15 protein-coding genes are annotated in these 20,858 nt (G+C 62.9%); 9 read left to right on the top strand and 6 right to left on the bottom strand.

Translation table 11 applies throughout. The features are described 5' to 3' along the window. Window positions 1-749: 749 nt before the first annotated feature. The 3 genes from Pla175_RS14185 to Pla175_RS14175 are packed head-to-tail and all read right to left on the bottom strand — an operon-like array spanning window position 750 to window position 3,230. On the bottom strand, window positions 750-1,484 hold the full coding sequence (locus Pla175_RS14185; protein ID WP_197526827.1) for a S1/P1 nuclease: 735 nt from the start codon (window positions 1,482-1,484) through the stop codon (window positions 750-752). Further along, complete coding sequence (locus Pla175_RS14180) at window positions 1,469-3,067, bottom strand: dockerin type I domain-containing protein (protein ID WP_197526826.1); 1,599 nt, start codon at window positions 3,065-3,067, stop codon at window positions 1,469-1,471. The genes Pla175_RS14185 and Pla175_RS14180 overlap by 16 nt, the downstream gene beginning before the upstream one ends. Further along, the gene (locus Pla175_RS14175) at window positions 3,027-3,230 is read right to left on the bottom strand and encodes a hypothetical protein (RefSeq protein ID WP_145286117.1); all 204 of its coding nucleotides are present in this window, start codon (window positions 3,228-3,230) and stop codon (window positions 3,027-3,029) included. Before Pla175_RS14175 ends, Pla175_RS14180 begins: the two co-directional genes overlap by 41 nt. 354 nt (window positions 3,231-3,584) lie before the next feature. On the opposite strand from Pla175_RS14175, the gene Pla175_RS14170 reads away from it, so the two are divergent. The 6 genes from Pla175_RS14170 (at window position 3,585) to Pla175_RS14140 (ending at window position 9,983) form a co-directional block, all read left to right on the top strand. Beyond that, entirely contained in the window at window positions 3,585-3,953 is a 369-nt protein-coding gene (locus Pla175_RS14170; protein ID WP_145286113.1) for a DUF1257 domain-containing protein, read from the top strand. Beyond that, window positions 3,950-4,159: a DUF2997 domain-containing protein gene (locus Pla175_RS14165; RefSeq protein WP_145286109.1), complete on the top strand. Its 210-nt coding sequence runs from the start codon at window positions 3,950-3,952 to the stop codon at window positions 4,157-4,159. Before Pla175_RS14170 ends, Pla175_RS14165 begins: the two co-directional genes overlap by 4 nt. Window positions 4,160-4,204: 45 nt before the next feature. After that, complete coding sequence (locus Pla175_RS14160) at window positions 4,205-5,719, top strand: AAA family ATPase (protein WP_145286105.1); 1,515 nt, start codon at window positions 4,205-4,207, stop codon at window positions 5,717-5,719. A 220-nt stretch (window positions 5,720-5,939) separates the two neighbouring features. Next, window positions 5,940-6,182 (top strand): DUF6429 family protein, encoded by a 243-nt coding sequence (locus tag Pla175_RS26570; protein WP_145283328.1) that lies wholly within the window; start codon window positions 5,940-5,942, stop codon window positions 6,180-6,182. Between the two features lie 50 nt (window positions 6,183-6,232). Next, window positions 6,233-7,399 carry a hypothetical protein gene (locus Pla175_RS14150; RefSeq protein WP_145286102.1) on the top strand — a complete coding sequence of 389 codons (1,167 nt, stop codon included), beginning with the start codon at window positions 6,233-6,235 and terminating at the stop codon, window positions 7,397-7,399. A 1,543-nt stretch (window positions 7,400-8,942) separates the two neighbouring features. Then, complete coding sequence (locus tag Pla175_RS14140) at window positions 8,943-9,983, top strand: hypothetical protein (RefSeq protein WP_145286098.1); 1,041 nt, start codon at window positions 8,943-8,945, stop codon at window positions 9,981-9,983. Between the two features lie 638 nt (window positions 9,984-10,621). Here Pla175_RS14140 and Pla175_RS14135 read toward each other — a convergent pair. The 3 genes from Pla175_RS14135 to Pla175_RS14125 all read right to left on the bottom strand — a co-directional run bounded on the left by Pla175_RS14135 (window position 10,622) and on the right by Pla175_RS14125 (window position 16,094). Further along, window positions 10,622-14,848, bottom strand: a complete 4,227-nt coding sequence (locus Pla175_RS14135) for a serine/threonine-protein kinase (RefSeq protein ID WP_197526825.1) — start codon at window positions 14,846-14,848, stop codon at window positions 10,622-10,624. Further along, window positions 14,838-15,488, bottom strand: a complete 651-nt coding sequence (locus Pla175_RS14130; RefSeq protein WP_145286091.1) for a sigma-70 family RNA polymerase sigma factor — start codon at window positions 15,486-15,488, stop codon at window positions 14,838-14,840. Before Pla175_RS14130 ends, Pla175_RS14135 begins: the two co-directional genes overlap by 11 nt. A gap of 105 nt (window positions 15,489-15,593) precedes the next feature. Further along, window positions 15,594-16,094, bottom strand: coding sequence for a hypothetical protein (locus Pla175_RS14125; RefSeq protein ID WP_145286088.1), 501 nt, complete (start codon window positions 16,092-16,094; stop codon window positions 15,594-15,596). 453 nt (window positions 16,095-16,547) lie between these two features. Between Pla175_RS14125 and Pla175_RS14120 the strand changes: the two genes are divergently transcribed. The 3 genes from Pla175_RS14120 to Pla175_RS14110 all read left to right on the top strand — a co-directional run bounded on the left by Pla175_RS14120 (window position 16,548) and on the right by Pla175_RS14110 (window position 20,853). Continuing rightward, entirely contained in the window at window positions 16,548-18,629 is a 2,082-nt protein-coding gene (locus tag Pla175_RS14120; RefSeq protein ID WP_145286085.1) for an SBBP repeat-containing protein, read from the top strand. Continuing rightward, window positions 18,623-19,135, top strand: a complete 513-nt coding sequence (locus Pla175_RS14115) for a hypothetical protein (RefSeq protein ID WP_145286082.1) — start codon at window positions 18,623-18,625, stop codon at window positions 19,133-19,135. Before Pla175_RS14120 ends, Pla175_RS14115 begins: the two co-directional genes overlap by 7 nt. 770 nt (window positions 19,136-19,905) lie before the next feature. Continuing rightward, entirely contained in the window at window positions 19,906-20,853 is a 948-nt protein-coding gene (locus Pla175_RS14110; protein WP_145286079.1) for a hypothetical protein, read from the top strand. The last annotated feature ends 5 nt before the right edge of the window (window positions 20,854-20,858 follow it).

The raw sequence follows: 20,858 nt of genomic DNA, 5'->3' as shown, positions 1-20,858 counted from the left end.
TCGAACAGGGGTGTGTGCCCCAGGCTGTGCATCTATCGTGCCAAGCCAACCCAATTTGAACAGGGGGCGAACCGGGCGGGCTTATGGAGCCGCCCCACGGACAGAACCCCGCGATAGATTATCAGGGTGAGAAACTAGGCCCTGGGGCTTCTCACCCGTGGGAGTGGGCCGAAGGGTCCTGCCAGCCGTGGCGCGGCGGCGACGGGCTGGAGGGGCGGCGCCGTCCATCGCCGGCGTCAGTCGCAAGCCCGCTGTCGGCCCGGGCCCTCGGCGGTTGGTTCACCGAACGCCGCACCGGGTTGTTCTCGCGGCCGATCCCGCTCAAGGGAGGGCCCGCTCACGGCGGGGCCCGTTTGCGGCGGCGGGCAGGATACGGGTGGGCCCCGCCAGGGCTGGGCCCAAAAACGTACCGGCTTCCGAGCACCGACCCACGCCGGCCGCCGCGGCAGCGCGACAGACGGGCGCCCCGCGTGGGCCCGCGCCCACCGTCTGGAGCAACGTTGGTCGCGTACGCCGTCGCGGTTTTCGGGCAGCCCGGGCGAGCGGTTCACCTTCCACCCCCGTCGCCGGCGCGTCTGGGTCTTCTTTCGCCAGGTACGCCGGCAGGTGGCAGACCTCGGCGCCCGCCGCCGACCGTCGTCTCGGCCCCGCCTTGCGGATGGCGCCGGCGGCGACCGCGGAAGAGGCCTGGCGGTTCCGCCGTAATCGCTGGTCGCGTACGCCGTCGTACCGCTCGGGGAACTGACAGATCACCGCCGCCGCCCACTCGGGGATGGAGGACCCGGGGATGCGGGGCCTCTCGCCACGCGGGCGTTTGGGCGACGGCCGCTCGCTCCTGCCGCCGCGGCGCCACGCGGCTTAGCCGCCGCAGACCCCGCACGGCCTTCCCTCATCCGCCGTGCAGTAGTGGCCCCGCTTGGCTGGTGGGCGTCGCCCACGAGGTGCAGCACCCAGCAGAGGTGGACCGCCCGGTCCTGCGTCGGGGCTTCTTCGTCCCGCACGATCCGCAGCGCGTTGCCGATCGCCTGGACGACGTTTATCGAGTACGCGTCGCGGTCGTCGGGGATGTCGGTCGAGCGGTTGACCTTCAGCCCCGCCGCCAGCACGTCTCGGTCTGCTGGGGTGAGGAACACCGGCAGGTTGATGTAGTGCCAGGTCGGGCGGTTGTACCTCCGCACGTCGTCGTCGGTCACGACGTCCGAGCGGCCCCGCACCAAGTCGGGCCAGGCCCCCGCGTGGGCGAACAACCACTGCTCCTGCTCGGCCGGGCTGCCGCTCCAGACGTTCTCCGGCATCCGGCCGAGGAAGTGCTGCTCGTAGCGTGGGTGGGCCTTGAGCAGCGCCACCGCGGACGCCTGGGTGGCCTCGTCGAGCTGCTCCCAGGCGATCAGGTCGATGACGTTGTGGCCCGGGCCGTTCCACGCCCCGCACGGGGCAGGGAGCAGGGCGAGCACGAGGACCACGGCGTTCAGCAGCAGACGCACGGCCTTCTCCAAGAAGCAGCCAACGACCCCACGATCAGCCCGAGCAACAGGCACGAAGGTTCAGGCACGCTCGCCCCCACTGCGTTCCCAACTGACGCACCGGCCAACGCGTCTCGCCAGACCGTGTAATCGGCCGCATCGACCACGCCGTCGGAGTTGCCATCCGCCGCGAGATCCATTGTCGAGCCGAAAGCGGACTTCCAGGTCGCGTAGTCCCCCAGCTCGACGACGCCGTTGCCGTTGTAGTCCCCAATCACCGCAGAGGCGACCTCCCACATCAGCGGGATCTGCACCAAACCGTTGGCGACGCCGGGGCTCGTGCTGCTGAGGGTCACGATCCCGGACTGCATCCCCACCGAACTCGTGTCGAGGGCCAGCGAGAGCATCGCGGAGGTCCCGTCGGCCATAAGTGAGCCGCCGCCGCCGCCGGTCAGGTTCCCCGACAGCGACACCACCCAGTCGAGCTCGTCCGCGCCTACCGCGGCCACCACGTCCGCGAGGTTCTGCACCCAGAGCGACAGGCTGGCGGCCTGCCCCAGGGCGTAGGAAGCCGCCGGGGCGTCCAGCGCGTAGCCCAGCACCGCGGGGACCTGGTAGTCGGCGACGACCGGCAGATGGTCGCTGGCGCCCTCCAGGGCCGAGAGCACATCCGCTGTGGCGCCGCTGCCGGTGGCGATGCTCCCGTTGAGCAGGTGCGTGCCGTTGTTGCCGAACGTGTGGTAGCTCCCCGGCAGGTAGTCGAGCCCCTCGCCGTCGAGCAGCTCGCCGGTCACCAGCTGAAAATCGAACCGGTCGTCGACGCCGCCGGTGACCTGCCCCGGGTACTGCTGGCTGGCGGCGGGGGACTGGGTGTGGACCTGCTTGAAGGCCGCGGAGTTGTTCCAGTTGCCCGGCGTGTCGATAGGATCGAACGCCTGGCCCGGGCCGGCCGAGAGCAGCTCCTGGTACATCGCCTCGCTGCTGCTCTGGATGTTGAAGTCCCCGCTGAGGATCGCGGAGGCCCCTTGGCCCAGTGCGTCGAGGTCCGCACGCAGGGCCGCGGCCTCGATCAGGCGGCGGGCTTCATTGGAACCGCCGGTCGAGGCCTTGTAGTGGTTGCTGTAGAGGTAGAAGTCGGCCGAGGCGTCGTAGCCGACGGGCCTCAGCTGGTACCGCAGCGTCGAGCGGGTCTGGTTGCTGGTGTTGACGACGCCGAACGCCTGGGTCGCGATCAGCGCGACCGTTTGCGTGTTGTAGACCAGCCCCGGCAGGCCGGCGCCGGTGGACTGGGCGCTCGCGGGGATCGGGGCCGCTGCGTACGTCCCGGCGCCGTAGAGGCCGTTGAGCACACTGACGAACGTCGCGGTGGCGGCTGCGTTCGTCTGCTCCTGCAGGCTGAGCACGTCGATCGGCTTGGCGACCCCCCCGACCGACTCTTGGCCGATCGCCTCGAACACGGTCGCGACCCCCGCGCGGGCGCCCCCGCCGGTGTTCCAGTCGACGACCCGCAGCTGGGCGTCGCAGACTCCGGGGACCAGCAGCAACACGACGAACGCCAGCGGCCTAGCAGGGCTTCTCCGCGGCAAGGTTCCGAACAATCGCATCAAGCTCTGCCTCGATCTGTTCCAGCCCACGCCGCACCCGGCGCGAGTCGCGGGGGGAGTAGTACGCGAGGACCTCGGCACGCTCGCTCCCCTCGGCGAGCATGCGGCGGATCCGCCGGACCGCCGCGAGTTCTCGGTCGTGATCGTTGAGCCGCCTGCCCATCGTGTGAGTGCTCCGGAGCGTCGTGGTCCAGGCATGATAACTACGCCTGGGCCGCGGAGCGAGCAGTCGCCTTGTCGCCCGCGGCGGGGACGCGTCGCGGACCGGCGCCCGTGTTGGCGGGGCCTTGGCCCCCGCAACCGCGGCGGCCGGGCGGCGCAGCGTCGCGGGCCGCGCTAAACAATCGCCCAAACTGCGCCATAAGTACTTGACGAAGGATTAGCCCCCCGGCCACGCCCGCGGGCTGCTGCCGCGCAGCGGCCTCCCAGCGACGGCCCGGTCGAGCGCCTGCCGGACCCGCCGGCGGCCCGGCGGCCCGGGCTCGCCCTCCGTATCCCCCCACCCCGAGGAGAACGCATGAGTCACATCGTCACGATCCAGACCGAGGTCCGCTGCCGGGAGTCGGTCACGGCCGCCTGCCGGCGGCTGCGGCTCCCACCACCCACCGAAGGGACGCACCGGCTGTTCACCAGCGAGGCGACAGGCCTGGCGGTCGCGCTCCCCGCGTGGCGTTACCCGGTCGTGTGCGAGCTCCCCACCGGCACGCTCCGATACGACCACTACGGCGGTCGCTGGGGCGACCCGCGGCAGCTCGACCGGTTCCTGCAGGGCTACGCCGTCGAGCGGGCCACGCTGGTCGCCCGGCGGAGCGGGCACGCGGTGCACGAAGAGCCCATCGCCGATGGCTCGATCCGCCTGGTGGTCCAGATGGAGGGCGCCGCATGAAGACGATCGAGATCATCGTCTCGCCCCAGGGCGAGGCCCGCATCGAGACCCGCGGCTACGCCGGCGCCGCCTGCCAGGAAGCCAGCCGGCTGCTGGAGGCGGCGCTGGGCGTCCGGCAGTCGGAGCAGCTCACATCTGCTTTCTTTCAGCAACCCCTAACGGTCCAAAACCACCTTTCTGCTGGAGGCCACACGAACCCGTCCTAACCACTTCAGCCGCTCTCCATTTCTTGTTCTAGCCAAGGAGCCAGTATGTCGCTCGCCGAAACCCTCCAGGAGCACGTGCGGGCGTGCTTCTCGGGGCTGTGGATCACCAGCCACGAACACCCCGACGCCCTCGAAGAGATCGCCACGCTGTGCCGCGCCGAGGGCTGGCGGGCGTGGGGCTGGGACGTCGAGCTGGGCGCGTGGGGCACGGTCTCTGCCGTCCCGGCGACCGCCTCGGACCCGGTCTCTGCCGTGCGGCTGTTGGACCACGCCCCCCGAGACGCGGGCGCCACGCTGCTGGTGCTGCCCAACTTCCACCGCTACCTCGGCTCGGTAGAAGTCGTGCAGGCCGTCACCCGCCAGGTCGAAGTAGGACGCCGGCGTTCGACGTTCGTGGTCGTGATCGCCCCGGTGGTGCAGCTGCCGCCCGAGCTGGAACGGTTGTTCGTGGTGATCGAGCACGCCCTGCCCGACAGGAAGCAGCTGGCGGAGATCGCCCGCGGCGTCGCCACCGAGCGCGGAGAACTCCCCAAGGGGCCCGGCTTCGAGCAGCTCATTGATGCGGCCAGCGGCCTGTCGCGGTACGAGGCCGAGGGGGCGTTCGCGCTGAGCCTGGTGCGCCAGCGGCGGCTCACCCCCGAGACGCTGTGGTCGCTCAAGGCCCAGACGCTCGCCCAGGGGGGGCTGGTGACGCTCCACCGGGGCGGCGGCTCGTTCGACCAGCTCGGCGGGCTCGAGTCGCTGAAGGGGTTTTGTCGCCGGGCGCTGCGTCCCCGGCCCAGCGACAGCAAGTCAGGCGCCAGCATCCGCCCCCAAGGGGTGTTGCTGTTGGGCATCCCCGGCACCGGCAAGAGCGCCATCGCCAAGGCGATCGGCGCCGAGACGGGCCGGCCGACCTTGGTGCTGGATGTGGGGCGGCTGATGGGCTCGCTGGTGGGCCAGACCGAGGAGCGGACGCGCGGGGCACTGGCGTCGATCGACGCGATGGCGCCCTGCGTGCTGTTCGTCGATGAGCTCGACAAGGCCCTGTCCGGCGTCGGCGGCCAAAACGGGGGCCAGGCCGGCGACTCCGGGGTGCAGTCGCGGCTGTTCGGTTCGCTGTTGAGCTGGCTGGCGGACCACGAGTCGGACGTGTTCGTGGTGGCGACCGCCAACGACGTCTCGCGGCTGCCGCCCGAGCTGACGCGGGCCGAGCGGTTCGACGCGGTGTTCTTCCTCGACCTCCCCGGGAGGCAGCAGAAGGACGCGATCTGGAAGATCCACCGCTCGTCGCTCGGCATCGCCCCCGGCCAGCGCCGTCCCGCGGACGACGACTGGACCGGCGCCGAGGTCCGCTCGTGCTGCCGGCTGGCGCGGCTGCTCGACCTGCCGCTGGTCGAGGCGGCCAGGCACGTCGTGCCCATCGCCTCGACCGCGGCCGAGTCGGTCGCCCGGCTGCGGGGCTGGGCCAGCGGCCGCTGCCTCAGTGCGGACACGCCGGGGGTTTATCGGTCGGCGGCGGCGGCCCCCAGGCAGGGCCGGCGTCGGCGGGTGAAGCGGCTGGACCCTTCGGACAACTAGGGGTGGCCATCTATTTCTAGGAAGATCGGCCGGCCGACAAAGTGCGTCTCGCCTTCCTTCCGACGGTCATCGTCCTTTTATAGCGTCAGCGTCGAAGTGTCGGGCCGACGCAGGTTTCCGCGTCTGGGACTCTCGGCTATCGGCGAGCTTTTTCAATGGACGCCGGGTGATAGAATTGGCTTCGGACTTCCCCCTCGTTGCCCAATTGGAGGGACGCCGCATGCCATATGACAGCGACAGAATCGATGATGCTGTCCTCGCACTCCTCACGTTGACAGCTCACCAGGAAGACGAGTTTGGGGCCCGCGCCTGGAAAGGCCATGATTGGGACGCCCTCAACCGTCTTCATGAGAAGGGCCTCCTGTTCGACCCTGTCTCCAAATCGAAGTCCGTGGTCATGACGCCTGAAGGGTTGGCCAGGGGTCGCGCGTTGTTTGACAGGCTTTTCGCAAGAAGCGATTGAACTCCCCGCCCTGACACTAGGATGCCGACATCCCGGCAGGAGGTCCACGCGTGAGCGAGTACCAGCTCATCGAGTTTCAAGCGGTAGACCGGCCGCTCACCGACCGCGAGTTGGCCTACGCCCGAGAACAATCAACTCGGGCTGAGATCTCGCGCTGGTCATTTCAGAATGAGTACCATTTTGGAGACTTTCATGGTGACGTGAACGGAATGCTCCGGAGGGGCTACGACGTACACCTCCACTACGCCAACTTTGGGGTTCGAACGGTCGCTTTCCGGCTGCCGGTGGGAATGCCGTTTGCGGAGGACGTCTGGTCGAACTACATCGGCGGCGAGGGAGTCTCGTGGGCGCCGGACCGGCGTGGCAGCGGGGGCGTTCTGACCCTGAGCCCGTACCATGAAGCGGGCGAACTCGAAGAGTTGTGGGAGTTCGAACCCTGCATGCGGGCGATGGTCGAGCTCCGCACTCGGCTGATGGCCGGCGACCTCAGGGTGCTCTACCTGTTCTGGCTCGCTGCGGCGACCGACGGACAACCTGATCCCGTCGATGCCAAAGAGCCTCCCGTGCCTTGCGGGCTCGCCGAGCTTGCCGGCGAGGCTCAGCCCTTCCTGGAATTCTTTGGCCTCGAAGCGTCTTTGTTGGACGCTGCGGCGGAGGGTTCTGCAGAAGCCCCCGACGAGGCTTCCGCAGAGCATCGCATCCAGCGGTGGGTTGAGTCCCAGAGCGAGGAAGAGGTAAAGGCACTGCTTCGCGAATTGCTCTCGGAGGACTCCGCCGCGATCAAATCGGCAACGATTGCTCGCATCCTGGGTGCAACGACCCCTTCGGCCTGGCCGACCGTCGTCACAAGCCGAAACTACCAGACATTGCTCGATCGAGCCGCCCAGCTCCGCCAGGCTGAGTACGAACGAGAACAGAAGCGACTCGTTGCCGCTGAGAAGCGTAAAGCGGCCAAGCTGGCTCAGGAGCGGGAGGTACGGATGAGGCAGATGGTTGACGAACCGAAAAAATGGCTCCGCCAAGCTGAGGAACTCGTCGCCGCTCGCGGGTTGGCCAACTACGAAGCGGCGGCCGAGGTGCTCGACGAGCTGCGGGAAGCGCTGGCGGGCGACAGCGGCGAACAGCTCGCGCGACAGCACTCCGCTCATCTTGCCAAGAAGCACCCGACGCTCAACCGGCTGAAATCGGCGTTGAAGAAACGCGGGTTGCTGGAATAACACTCAACCAAACGCGACCGTGGCGTCGCATTCGATTGGCGAGGCCATCCCCCGCCACGATGCAGTATGCCCGTTCTCGCAGAGGTCATCGCCACCGCTGCGGATTCTTGCCGGACGACCCCCGCGGCGGTCGGTCCGCCTCCGGCCACTTGGCTGGAGCCGGATCTGAGGGAGGTGATGTCCACCTCAGCAAGTTAGCCGGAGCCCGAACTCAGCTAGGTTGATGCAACCGCCTGCACTAACGAATGTTCCGAATTGCTGACGGTCATTTCCAGCTCCAGCACGAAGCGATCTGCCTGTTGATACCGACTTCGCCCGCAGCACGTGGGCGTCTCGCCAATCATCCCGCCGCGTCGCGAAATGATGATCAAGCAGCATACAGCCATCGCCTTGTTGGCGTTCTTGCATAGCTTTTGCTTAGAACTGACCTGCCCTCGTGGCGGCAAACAATCTCGAAGCCTCGACTCAGCTACTGATTTCCTAGCAGGTTGCGCGGAAGATCGTGTCCGACTTCTGCTATAATTACCCGAATCGCGGGCGGTACTCGAATCTGGTCGCATACTGAGCATGGAGATCCTTCGGCTGCAGAGCATTTACTTCCAATCGTCTACTACGAGTTGTATAAACTTGAAGCGGCGAAGCTGGCAAAGCGAGTAGCTGGGTCAAACCATTGGACCTACGGTGCTCGAGCAATATCTACTGGGACGTGGTGTCAAATGGCCCTCGACCGATACTCAATTATAGTGAACCGCTCGCGATTCCTTGGCCTGTTTCCTAGTGGGACCCTGTCTGTCTCTTTGGCAGTATTGGCAATAATGCCGGTCACTTGTCTCCTCTCCTCTGATTGGTCCGCCATCACGTTCTTGCTGATCTTGCTTAGTCAAATCGTGGTGGTGTGCCAAGGGGCAGCAATTGTCCTGTATTGTGGATGGCAGAAACGAATAGGCGAATTGCGCTGTTATGGAATTTACCTTGCTTTGTACGGCGTGGCGGCAGTCGCAATTTCGTTCTGGTTAGTGCTTGTGGCCGTATTTGGTGGACCAGCAAGTGACCAGATGCCCGCGTTTCTTGCCAAACTATGGATCGTTGCTGCTGCCCTTTGTATCCCCCCAGGGTTGTACCTTCGACGCCGAGGCGTTGCCCTATTCAGAAGGCCAAGTGCAAACAAATAAACCCGAAACGCGCATCATGCACCCCGTCTTGCATGCCCTCTTGGGACTTTCTTTGACGTTTATCGGTTGCCTGGGGCCGAAGATGCATTTAGGGCTTTGCCCGCCATTCCTGCTGGGCGGGCTCCTCCTTGCGGATTGGCGCCGCCTGGCGCTTGCCCGCCCGAAGCGCCCCTCCTCGACACGTTTCTCCAGTCGGTCGATACGCCGGGCCTGCTCGGATACAATCCGTTCCAACCGCTCGCAGTTCGAGCACTTTGGATTGGGCTCTGGGGCGTCCCTCACGCCAAGACTAGAGGCTCAACCCGAAGGGCGCAATAGCGCGGGGCGGTAACATATACTAACGAGAAACTCAGAAAACGAGCCCACGGTTTATGCTTCCCATCCTCGCAGACGACCTGATCGCCTTCAGCGTTGCGCTTTCATTGTGCGGTGCAGCTTCGGCGTTGGGTGCGTTTCTGGGTGGATTCGTGAGAAACCCGTCACAACCGCGCGGCCGGGTTCGCCCCATCGTGCTCGGCGCCAGCGTTGCGGCCGCACTGCTTGTCGTCGTGGGGGTGAGCGTCCTTTGGAGCGTTGGCGACGATGCCGTCGAGCTAGGGCTGACTGATCTATGGCTCACCCCCAATGAGACGAATCAGGGCGCAATCGGTCAAGCTTGGTCCAGGTTGATCTCACTCGTTATTGTCCTGATGGTTGCGGGAGTGGCGTTTGCGGTTGCAAGCATCAGTGCCTATTTACAGGGAGCAGACCGAAAAACGGGTACGCGTCCACCAAAGGTCCCAACGCTGCGTTGGAAGCTGAGCCGGATGCTGCTGCTGGTGCTGGCCGCGTCGATAGCCTGCGGAGCGTGGACCAGTGCGCGCCGCAAGTCGTTGGTGTTTGAACGTGCCCGCTCTGCCGCCGAAGCGCGATGGTCGCCCTACGGACTGGAGGCTTTGCTGACGCGAGATGGTCGGATCTACGAGCTCCGCAGTTCGGCGGGCGGTGCAGTGTCGCCAATTACCGCGAACGTTGTTCGCGAGATTGCCTCGCTGCGAACGGTCAATCATCTGGACCTGAGCAGACATTTGCTACCCAATGAAGGCCTGGGGGATCTGCGTGGTGCTCCACAGCTGCACATCCTCGATCTTAGCGGATCGGACGTGACGGATGATTTGCTTCTCGACCTTGCACAGCTGGATTTGAGAATCCTTTACTTAAATGATACCTCGATCACGGACGCGGGCCTGCTGCAACTGGCGCCCCTCGTGGCCCCATCATCACCGGCGGACGAAAAAGGACGCCGCGTGTCGCTGCACGTCCATAACACTGGCGTCACCCCAGCAGGTATCGCCAAACTGAAGGCATTGGGTGAGGCCGCTGGTGGCAAGTGGTTCGTCAATACCGAACCGCGTTCTAGCCGCCGGCGTTAGTCGAATAAGGCGTCGATCCTGACTCCTGATCCGCCGCGAGTCGAAAGTATCATGACCATCAACCCGAGAGTCGGGCCGCGCGCTCAGTCAGGCGTAGGACATCTTTGAGGTTCGGTATGCGATGGGTACTCGACTGCCAGTAGGTGAGGAAGTTGTCAAGTCGCGGAGGTGACGCCCGCCGATGGCTCTTCGCGGTTTCTCGAACCAACGGCGGATGGACCAACCTCGGCAGATTCTAGGATTGCGCGACCCGCGGCGGTGCAGCTCACCTCTTTTGGTCCATCCGGGTTTCTTGTGGGTAGAAAGCCTCAGCTCGGGCTCGAAGAAAGGGGCCGCCCCTCCCTCCTTCCCCGTCGCATCGGCCCTGGGGAGCGGGGCGAGGCCGATGCGACGGTGAAGGAGGAAGGGGCTCGCGGGACTTTGCGCACAGGGTTTTTCGCATCAGAGCGGTTGCTAGCCCCTTCGTCGTCGCTCTCGCATCGGCCGTCACCCCTACTGCGGCCGATGCGAGAGCGGCGACGGAGGGGCGCCCCCTTTGTTGGAGCAGGAGCGGAGGTCGGAATCCTTCTACCCACAAGATACCCGGATGGACCGAAATAATGGGAGCTATTCTTGAGCGGTTCGCAATGCGTAAAGAATTATTCCAAACTCCGCTCGATGAGTTCCTGGGCCTCGAGGCGAATTTTATTCGCAAAAGCCGTAGAGGGGAGCGTCGACGCATTGTAAAACAACTGCATATCCCATGTCTCCAAGGCTTCGTCCAACGCATTAACAGCTTCGCGTTCCTGACCGAGTTTCATGCTCGCCATCGCCTTGATGAGGTTTGAGACTGATGAGCCGTGCCACCCCAGTTCGATCGCATGATCGAGCGTATTGATCGACTCTGCAAACTTCGCATTTCGGTATTGGGCGAGCCCAAGCAGCGTCCAGAATTCGCCAACCTGCGGCCATTCCGTTGCAAGTTGCTGAGCGACTTTCTCCGCTCGCTCCGGCGAGCGCGGCACGTTGTCATCGCGATTCGCCAACAGCCATGCAAGTTGCGCACGCGCCTCAGGACAGTCTTCGTCGCTGCATGCGATTTCCAAGTCCTTCTCGGCTCGTTCGTATTCCGACTGTTCGAGCAGGACGAGTGCTCGTTTATAGCGCAGTACCGGGATGGCGCCAATATGCTTTTTGGCTCGCCGCAATGCGTTGTCGGACTCCTCGTATCTTCGAGACAGTGCGAGACGCGTCGCAACGCCCGAAGCATTTGCGGCGATCAAGTGCTTGGATTCGCCAGAGTCGTCAAGCTGATAGCCGTTCGATGCATCCAAAGCCATTGGCCGCATGCCGTCTTTGTCCACCCAAACGGTAAGTCCGTCTTGAGACCATCGCAGCCGTCTCCCACCTTCGATGGTTCCCTTATTCAACTCACAAATCGCTTCGCCGTTCGTTAAGTCCCAAAGCTTTACCGAATCTGAGAAATCTGAACTGCAGAGTCGTTGGACATCAGGCGAGAACGCCACGCTCCTAATCGCCGTTCCATGGCCATGCAAGGAATAGATCTCTCGACCATTGATTGAATCCCAGACCTTGACGCACTGATCCCACCCCCCACTGGCGATCAGTTTGCCATCGACGCTCCAGGCGACAGTCCGAATGAACTGATTCGGAATATGCCCTTCCAATTCCCGCAATAGCCTACCACTGCGTGCCTCCCACACGCGAATCCGTCCGGCCCAGCCCGAGGTTGCGATGCGTCTACCGTCCGGCGACCAATCGACATTCTGGAAACCGTCATGGAGTTGTTCGTCGCTGAACCGAGCGAGAAGGATTCCTTGCTGTGTATCCCAAATCTGCACTTCCCGGTCAACGAGCAGCGCCAGGAGTCGATCGCGCGGCGACCAACTGAAAGTTACCAAACCAGGTGCGCTAATTGTTGTAGCTTCGATCCCGGATTCCGCGTTCCAGATGTGCAAGTCGCTTTCGTCGCGAGATAGTAGGGCAGTCCCGTCGCCGCTCCAGCTTAAGGCGGAGAGATCCCCCACGGCGTCGTCATAAGAATTGCGCTCCGCACCTGTCGCGGCATCGAGCACCCTGATTGTACCTCCAGCCTGAACGGCCAGGGTCTCGCCGTTCGGACTCCAAGATGCGCCTTCCCCCTGAAGTGAGTAACAAATCTCGCCGGTTGACAGACTGTAAACCTCCAGTCCGCCTGACAACTTCTGACGGCATGCCAAGCCTCTGTCAAAATCAGACGCGACGTCCTTTACAGTGAGATCGCGAGCCGCGTCCCGACGCCCAACTGACCACGCCCGCAGGACGCCGTCTTCTCCTCCTGACAACAGTTGACGGCCATCGGGGCTCCAGTCCACCGCGACAACACGATCGCGATGTCCCGCGAGTAGGGAATCGAGCGTACCATCCTCGGCGTTCCAAATTGCGATGACTTGTCCCGTGGTTGCGCATGCCACGCGACGCTCATCCGGCGAGAGCCTTGCTTGAATCACGTGAGACGGGTTCAGGAAATCCTGAATCGTGTAGCCCGTCTCCGCATCGATGATCTTGGCGTGATGATCGAACGAACCGGTCAAGATGCGTTTGCCGTCCTTCATCCAATCGAGACTCCACAAATCGAAGCCGTGGGGCTCAGACTTCACGCGTACCCGCTCGGTCTCCAAGTCGACGATCAGGAGATATGATTCGCCATGGATTCCCACCGCCAGCTGTTGTCCATCCGGTCGCCACGCGACAGCGTCGACCCTTGAGCGGGCGGTTCTTATGCCCCAGCCGGTCGCCCTGTTGATACGTTTCTCCTCCGCCGCCTCGATGGCGTCCCAGATAACAACTCCGTCATAGACTGTCGTGGCAATTCTTTCGCCATTGGGACTCCAGGAGGGAATGTTTTCATGATAGGCGCGGTCAAGCTGCGTAGGGCGAACGACGTTTAGCAGACCACTCGCGTCGACAGCCCACAACCGAAGAAGTCCGTCACGGGAAGCGATGGCGAGACACTCACCGCTCGGGCTGAATGCCGCGCCTGTCAACATGCCGTACGGGATGTGAATCTCTCGAATGAGCGTTCGCGGATTCGACCGCCACAGCCGGACACGCGAGGCGCTAAGCGCTGCAAACAAGGCGCCGTCCGGGCTAAAGCAAACGCTGTTAACGCTCTCAGGATGCTCGTCCACAGCTTCGGAACCGCCGTTCAACTTGCCTAGCAAGTAGCGCCACTCCCAACCTCGATGATCGACGCCGTTCGGCGCAGGCAGGTGTTTCAGCAGCAAGGTCTCGGCACGGCTGACGTTCCCAACCCGCAAGGCGTCCTGAGCTTCCCGAATATGCGACCGATAGAGATTTGATTCCGCATCCTGGCGAGCAGAGGCTTCAGCGGCGAGAGCCAACTGAGCGATGCGGGCCTCGCCTCTGGCGGTGAACGCGGCCTGCTGAGCCAAAGTGTTCTGCGTCTTGGCCACCTTGGAGTACTGAGAGATCTGAGCTGCAGCTATCAGCGAGCCTGCCGCGATCAGTAACGAAGCGGCACAGGTTGCCCAAATAATTGCAAGATGTCGCCGCGACCACTTCGCGAGGCGGTGGATCGGGGTTGGCGGCGTTGCTCGAATTGGTTCCCGATTGACAAATCGGCGGAGATCGTCGGCGAGTTCCTGGGCTGTCTGATACCGATCGTTGGCGCTCTTCTCCAAAGTTTTTTGGACAATTGTCTCCAGGTCTCTGGGGATATCGCCGTTGATGGTGCGCAGCGGCCGCGGCTCTTCAAACGCAATCTTATGCAACAGATCCGCACGCTTGCTGTCACCAAAGACTGGTTGCAGAGCGAGTAACTCGTACAGCGTTGCGCCCAGCGAGTAGACGTCGGCCCGTTGGTCAACGACAACCTTACGCGCCAATGCCTGTTCGGGGGCCATGTAGCGAAGCGTACCTAAGATATCGCCGGTTGTTGTCACACCGGCATCCGCCTCGATTCGTGCGAGACCAAAGTCTGTGACATAAATCCTATTTTTAGCATCGAGCAGGAGGTTGCTCGGCTTAACATCGCGATGAAGTATGCCCTCGTCATGGGCGTGCTGCAGGGCCTCAGCGGCCTGGATCCCGAATCGCGCGCCCTGTCGATACCGGGCAGCATTGCTCAACGGGTCGATGACCGTACTTAGCTTGGCCTGCTCTTCTGTTTTCGTGGAATCGTTCGCGAGGCGTCTCGAATCGCCGATCAATTCGCCACCTTCTAGAGGAACGCCTTGGGGGCCGCCCAAGATGATCGACCGGTCTAACGCGGACAATTCATTGTCGGGCGCCTTTCGACAAACTTGCTGGCTGCTCAGCTGAAAGATCAGGTGAGCGAGCGTTTGTCCATTGATAAGCTGCATCGAGTAATAGTGAATACCGCGTTCTTCCCCGGCAGAAAAGACCGACACGATATGCGGGTGATCCAGAGCGGCTGCAGCGCGAACCTCGTTGTGAAACCTCTGCAGAGCCTTGTCGTGGGCCAAGGACGCAAAAGGGAGGATTTTGAGCGCCACTCTGCGGCCTACCGACAGCTGTTCTGCAGCGAAGACGGTCCCCATCCCGCCTCGGCCCAACTCGTACAGGATGCGAAAGTCTCCCAGCAAGCGCACTTGGGAATCGGGAGACGAAACAGAGTTCGGAGGGGCGACGACGAGGCTTGGTTCGGAAACCGGAAGCGCCGCTATGGAGCGAAGCATCGGGAGATAGCGTCGCAACCGTTCCGCGTACTCGGGGAAGCGAGATAATGCTTCATCATCGCTGAGCTGCGGATCTTGCAGCAGTTCGTCGTTGAGCAACCCGAGAATCTCGGCCAGTTTCTTGTCGACGGAACGTTCTGACTCGCTTTTTGCGCTACGATCCATGACGGGCACCGACCTGCCGGTACTGCAACTTACCGAGAAGCACACGCATCTTATCAAGGGCGCGCATTTGACGCATGTGGACTGCGGCTTCCGAGACGCCCAGGATCTGCGCGACTTCATTCGCCGGGGTGCCTTCCAGAGTTCTCATCACGAGCACTTCCCGATCGCTTACGCGTAGCTGCGACAACGCCTCGCGAACGAGGGTTTGACTTTCGCGCTTGACAGCCGCTTGACTGGGGGTTTCCACGTTCGCTCCCAGACGCTGACAAAGGAGCATCACTGAGTCGTCGGCGAATTCGTCGAATGCTACCGCTTCGCGATTGACCGACCGCTTTTGCAATGTCACGTGCTCGCGGTACAGGGCCGAAATCCGGTCCCGCGTCAGACGATGCAAACATGCGTAGACGGCCTTTTGCTTGCCGATCCAGCTGGGCAGGGAATGGCAGGCGGTCATCATCACGTCGTGAACGACGTCCGAGGGATCCAATCGCGCCGCCAGCCGAGAATCGAGCCGAGCAGCGACAACTCGTTTGAGCTGTCCGCGGTACATCTCCAGAATGCGGCTGGCCGCGTCTCGGTCGCCGTTTCGGGCTTGTTGCAGGCAGTCGCTGGAAGGGTCGGGCCAAGCGGTGGTCGTCATAGCACTCCTCCTAACTACGAACCGAGCGGAACGCTGCCGATTCTAACCAGAATTCTTGTGTCTGTGGGCGATCTGGTGATTTTTCGGAGGCGATGACCGGCAGCGCTACTTGCCGTGAATTCTCATCCGATGCACGTCATCGGAGCGGAACCGTCGCCGCGAAGGTCCGCCGGGACGACACGCGAAAGTTCGCAGGAATTCGCGTGAACTGCGACCAAGAAATGTCGTGCGAGGTTCATGCGGACATGACAGCAGGCCTCCGCACGTTCGCCTCACGGGTTGTCGACCAACGTACGCCGCGGTCGAAGCTAGGGTACTTCCTTCCGCTCCGGCGGCGGGCGTCTGCAGTTTGTCGTGCTCGCCGGTGAATTCGAGGATCGAGCAGTGGTGGGTCAGCCGGTCGAGCGCGGAGACGGCGAGCCGATCAAAGAGCGACATCTGAGAATCGTCCGACAAGTTGGCAAACACCGCCGCCTCACGTTTCACCGAGCGCTTCTGGGTCTCGATATGATAGCGCCGCAGCAACACCAAGTGGTCGAGGGCCAGACGGTGCAGGCATGCGAACACAGCCTTTTTCTGCCGCACCCACCAGAAAGCTCGGGACACGCTTCGGCCACCACGCTGTGCCTACGTCGATTGGATCGAATCGCGCAGCCAGCCGCGGGTCAAGCCGAGCAGCGACAACCTTTCTGAGCTGCCCGCGATAGAAGTCTAATACCTGGCTGGCCGCGGTCTGATCTCCCTGTCCGACGCGGCGTAGCCAGTCGCTGGGCGGCTGAGGCCAATTCGATGCACGCATCTTCTCCCCCTACCCGGTACCTCGCCAGTTCAGCCCGGATCATAGCCGAATTCTCGAGGAATTTGCGTGCGTATTCGCTCTGGCTACCCTGGCCCCGAAGAAATAGACGAGGAATCGGCGAAAAAAACGACTTGCGCGGTTAGATTTCGCAGCCGATCGTAGGGGTCATCCATAGAGGAGTTCAAGCTGTTGCCTCACATTGACGCGTCCCGAGTAGCAAATCCTCCCCCTGCTGTCCCAAGCTCTACCGCGATTCTCGCATGAAATCCATCCGCGCGCTGGGTCTGTGCTGCCTGCTTCCGCTTGTGTGTCCGTCGGCGATGGGCCAAACCCTTGAGTGGATCCAGCAGTGGGGGTCGCCTCAAGACGATGTCGGGAGTGGCGTGTCCGCGGACGCCTTCGGCAACGTGTACGTCACTGGTTCGACTTCGCCTCCGCAGGATCCCGAGACTGGGTTCAATAGAGACACACTCCTGCTCAAGTACAATTCTGCCGGCGATCTCCAATGGAGTCGCACTGCCGACTTCGGCGGCCACGAAGACACCAAAGCTGTCGCCACCGACGCGGCTGGAAACGTCTACCAAGCGGGCAGAATCTCCGTCGGCCAAGGCGGCCTACTAAACAAGTACAGCTCAAACGGTGTCCTGCTTTGGACGCGACGCTTTGATCAGGACGCTTTCGGAGTGGCAACGGATGTCGTTGGAAACGTGTATACCACCGGCTACGGGAGAAATGAATCCAGGACGGGCGACGATAATGACGCCTTTCTGGTAAAGCACGATCCCCAGGGGGGCGAGCAGTGGACACGATGGCTCGGGACCGAAGCGAACGACCTGGGGTATGCGGTAGCGACCGACCTGTTGGGTTCGCTTTACATTGCCGGCTCGACACGTGGCGATTTAGGTGGCGCCAACGCGGGCGGTTCCGACGCGTTTGTTGCCAAGTACAGCGTGGACGGGGCCCTATTGTGGTCGCACCAGTTTGGAACGCTCGCGTCTGACATTGGCCGCGCGGTCGCGACCGACGTACTTGGCAATGTGTACGTAACTGGCACGACCTCTGGGCTGTTGGCTGAAGAGGCGGTTGGCGGAGCCGATGGGTTCCTAGTGAAACTCGATCCGGAAGGGACGCCGCTGTGGGAGCGGCAATTTGGATCCGTACTTCTTGACACCCCCTACGGGCTTTCTGTCGATACTGCGGGCGGGGTATACGTCGCAGGAAGCACGCACGGAGGGTTGGAGGGCGCCAATGCGGGAGCAATCGGAGGCAATCCTGCAAGCCAGAATGACGCGTTTCTGCTAAAGTTCGACACCAGCGGCCACCGGCTCTGGTCGCGGCAGTTTGGTACAGCCGACCTCGACAAGGTTAATGCGGTAACCGTAGACGCAGCGGGACTAGTCTACGTGGCTGGTGACACGCGCGGCGATCTGGCCGCGCCCAATAGTGGACGCGACGACGTGTTTCTTGCTAGGTTCTACGGAGATTTGACGGGCGACTTCAACCAAAACGGCGCCGTAGACGCTGCTGACTACACTGTGTGGCGTGATGGTCTGGGGACGACGCACACGCCGGAAGGGTACGCCGACTGGCGCGACCACTACGGCGACACCACGGCGGGGCGCCCTCCCGTGGACCCTCCGCCAGCCCCGGAGCCAGAAGTGAAGGCCTGGGTGATTCAGGCCAAGGTAGTCGAGATCATCGATCCCGACGGCGTGCTTTCTGCGGTGCAGTTGAATGACAATGTGACGGGTGAGCTGCGTTACGATCTATCCACTGCTGGTACGGCGATCGGCGAGAATGTTTCCGCTTACACTCATGCCCAACCTTTCCATACGGTAGCCATGACGGTAAACGCAACGAGCGGCAATGATCCGACATTCTCCGCACTACCTCTCAAATCCGATGTGCTGGTAGGCAACGACGAGCCGCTCCATGAGCTAGGCGGATCGGTCGAACTAGACTATTTGTTTGCCTCGCAGCCTGTCTTTCCATTGGGGTTGGGGTCCAACGTCACGGACTCTGCGGTGATTGTCTCGCTGAGCGCGCTTGAACTGTTTAACAAGCCAACCCTCCCAACGGTGCTAAACCTGAGCGATTGGGACGAGGCGCTCATTGGCTATACCCACGTTTCATCCGCAGGAACGACATTTCTTGTCGCACAGATCACAGGACTAACGCCGATTCAAATCGCATCGAACAGTCAGCCGGTGCCCGAACCCGCGGCTTGGCTCATGTTCTGCGTGGCGGTTGGGTCCTGGCTAACGCTGCGGCGTCGCCTTGCAGCAGTGTCTTCCGGAGAACGCCGCAGCCCTGTTTCGCCTGTCCCAGTACGGCCATGCTGAGCGCCGCAGGCATGTGGCATTGGTTTCCGCCGCTGATAACGCTGCGGGGTCTGCTCCTCGTAGCCTCCGCCCACGGCAGCGAGATCGTTCTCAACTTCACCCTGGACGAGCACAACAACAACTTCTTCAAGCCGACCGATGCAGTGGGCCTGGCCCGACGCAGCTCGCTTCAGGCGGCCGCGGGGTATCTGTCCACCATCATCGCCAAGGATGACTGGCAGTCACTGCCCGACTTTGAGGAAACCTTCAGCCTGTACGACATGGCCGCGAGCTCGATCGTTGACCTCAGCAGCAACATGATGCAGGGCACGCCCGAAGCGGATGGCGTAGGCTACAGCGACAACGTACGCTTCGACAATCGAGACTCAGTTGGAGAGATCGGGTACGTGGCGTACGTGGCCGCGTTTGTGCTCGATAGCGATGCGAGCTTCCTCGCACGCGGCGGATGGGACAGCGGCGACCGTCGCAACCCGGCAGGTGTATGCGAAACCGAGCTCAGTACTTGAGGCGGCAGGATCTACTTCAACACGAATGGCCCCTGGTATGCGGGGCTCAACCCCGGCATTGTCCCGATGCACAGTTACCCAGGGTACGTCACCCCCGCCCAGTTTGCGGCACGCTGCCCCGCCGTCGCTTGCTACTACGCTTCAAGCAGCTGCTCCGCTTCGCGGGGGCAGCGGCGTTGCCCAACCCGTCACCTCGTAACCTTTGATGCAGACATTGGGGCGCCAGGTCGAGCCGAAGTCTCGGTGACCGTCAGCGGATGGACGGTGAGCTCGCCTTTCCAAGCCAACTCTGGAGGCAGCATTAGCACTAGCGGAGTCGTGTCGCTGTAGCGACCAAGCGGACAAGGATTTCTGCGGAAACTTATTTTGCTGAGTTTTTCGGGGACACACAACGTGCCAAATACGCACGTAGTTACAGGCTGCGCTATGCCTGGCAAGACGCGGCTTGCCGGCCGTGTGTCGCCGTCGAACCTAGTGGCCACTACAAAGCCCCCAACCTCCGGCGCCAGACCGATGCCAGACCGGCTTACGGACAAGGCCGAAGTTGGGGGCTTCTTTTCCGGCCAATCGATAGAGGGGGGCCGCGTTCGGTTGTCATTCGCTGGTGGGCAGTCAGTCGCGCGCGGAGGGTGCTTTCCGATGCACGTTCCCTAAGTCTTTCCCAGCCCTGGTAGGGAGGCGAGGCTTGAGCACCTGGCCGCAGCCGTCCGACGGTCGGGGTCTGCCTCAGCGTAGCCAGCTCGGTCGTTCATAAGTGGGGGAATAAAGCGATGACGATAAAGGTCCAGTGCCCTTGCGGCCTACGTCTCTCCGCGCCGGAATCCGCGGCCGGGAAAAAGGGAAAGTGCTCCAAGTGCGGTCGAACATTCATCATTCCCATACCAGAGCCGGTCGCGGCGCCGGTCGAGCCGAGCTCGTCGATCGGCGCGGAAGCCTACGGCTTGGGCTTCACCGGCCTGGACCCGCCCGAGCTGGGGCTGCCCGACCCTGAGGGAGGCCATGCGGAGTTGGGCGACGACTTCGGCGACTTGCTGGACGAGGCGCTCAGCGAACCTCAGCCGGCGTCTGCGTCCCTTCTCGAGCGGACGACGAAGCCAGACGTGGCGGCGGCCAAAGCCGCGAAGCGACCAAGCAATGGCCGCCCGACGGCTGGCCTGGCTAACGGCATAAATCTGGTCTTTTGGGGCACACTGATCGTCGTGGCGTCGGTGTTCCTGGGGATCCTGGCGCCGTTTGCCGCTCCGGCAATGATCGTAGTCGCACTCTTGGGCGGAGGCATCGGGATGCTGCTGTCGATGGCAGGCCGGATATGGTGCCTGGCTACCGCCGGCGAAGTCGGCGCCAAGGGTTTGCTCCTAGCCGCCGTGGCCTGCGATCTGGCCTACATATCGCTCCCTTTCGGGGCCGCCGCGTCGCTGTCGTCGGTGGTCGCCGCCATCGCGCCCCGCATTCTGTGGATCGCTACATTCATCCTATTCGTGCTCTTTCTCCGCGCGGTGGGCAAGTCGATCAGCCAGGAACACCTCGTCAATGAAGGCAGCGCAGTAATAGCCATCGCTGCCATGTGCATCGTGCTCCTGTTCGGGATGCTCGTGCCGGTCCTGAGCATCTTTGCGGTATTGGCCTTTCTGGTCTGCATCCTGACGGTGACCTTCAAGTACCTGAAGCTGTTGCGTTTTGCGGCGGAGTGTGTGGCGTATAGCGGCCGGCGTAGGTGATCCAG

The sequence above is a fragment of the Pirellulimonas nuda genome, from assembly GCF_007750855.1.
In the GTDB taxonomy this organism is placed as follows: domain Bacteria; phylum Planctomycetota; class Planctomycetia; order Pirellulales; family Lacipirellulaceae; genus Pirellulimonas; species Pirellulimonas nuda.
This window is presented reverse-complemented; position numbering and strand designations above follow the sequence as displayed.

What these genes read in the sequence shown, in the direction of transcription:
- Pla175_RS14180 (WP_197526826.1), bottom strand. Translation starts at nt 3,067, where the DNA reads ATGCGATTGTTCGGAACCTTGCCGCGGAGAAGCCCTGCTAGGCCGCTG.
- Pla175_RS14175 (WP_145286117.1), bottom strand. Translation starts at nt 3,230, where the DNA reads ATGGGCAGGCGGCTCAACGATCACGACCGAGAACTCGCGGCGGTCCGG.
- Pla175_RS14170 (WP_145286113.1), top strand. Translation starts at nt 3,585, where the DNA reads ATGAGTCACATCGTCACGATCCAGACCGAGGTCCGCTGCCGGGAGTCG.
- Pla175_RS14165 (WP_145286109.1), top strand. Translation starts at nt 3,950, where the DNA reads ATGAAGACGATCGAGATCATCGTCTCGCCCCAGGGCGAGGCCCGCATC.
- Pla175_RS14160 (WP_145286105.1), top strand. Translation starts at nt 4,205, where the DNA reads ATGTCGCTCGCCGAAACCCTCCAGGAGCACGTGCGGGCGTGCTTCTCG.
- Pla175_RS26570 (WP_145283328.1), top strand. Translation starts at nt 5,940, where the DNA reads ATGCCATATGACAGCGACAGAATCGATGATGCTGTCCTCGCACTCCTC.
- Pla175_RS14140 (WP_145286098.1), top strand. Translation starts at nt 8,943, where the DNA reads ATGCTTCCCATCCTCGCAGACGACCTGATCGCCTTCAGCGTTGCGCTT.
- Pla175_RS14135 (WP_197526825.1), bottom strand. Translation starts at nt 14,848, where the DNA reads ATGGATCGTAGCGCAAAAAGCGAGTCAGAACGTTCCGTCGACAAGAAA.
- Pla175_RS14130 (WP_145286091.1), bottom strand. Translation starts at nt 15,488, where the DNA reads ATGACGACCACCGCTTGGCCCGACCCTTCCAGCGACTGCCTGCAACAA.
- Pla175_RS14120 (WP_145286085.1), top strand. Translation starts at nt 16,548, where the DNA reads ATGAAATCCATCCGCGCGCTGGGTCTGTGCTGCCTGCTTCCGCTTGTG.
- Pla175_RS14115 (WP_145286082.1), top strand. Translation starts at nt 18,623, where the DNA reads ATGCTGAGCGCCGCAGGCATGTGGCATTGGTTTCCGCCGCTGATAACG.
- Pla175_RS14110 (WP_145286079.1), top strand. Translation starts at nt 19,906, where the DNA reads ATGACGATAAAGGTCCAGTGCCCTTGCGGCCTACGTCTCTCCGCGCCG.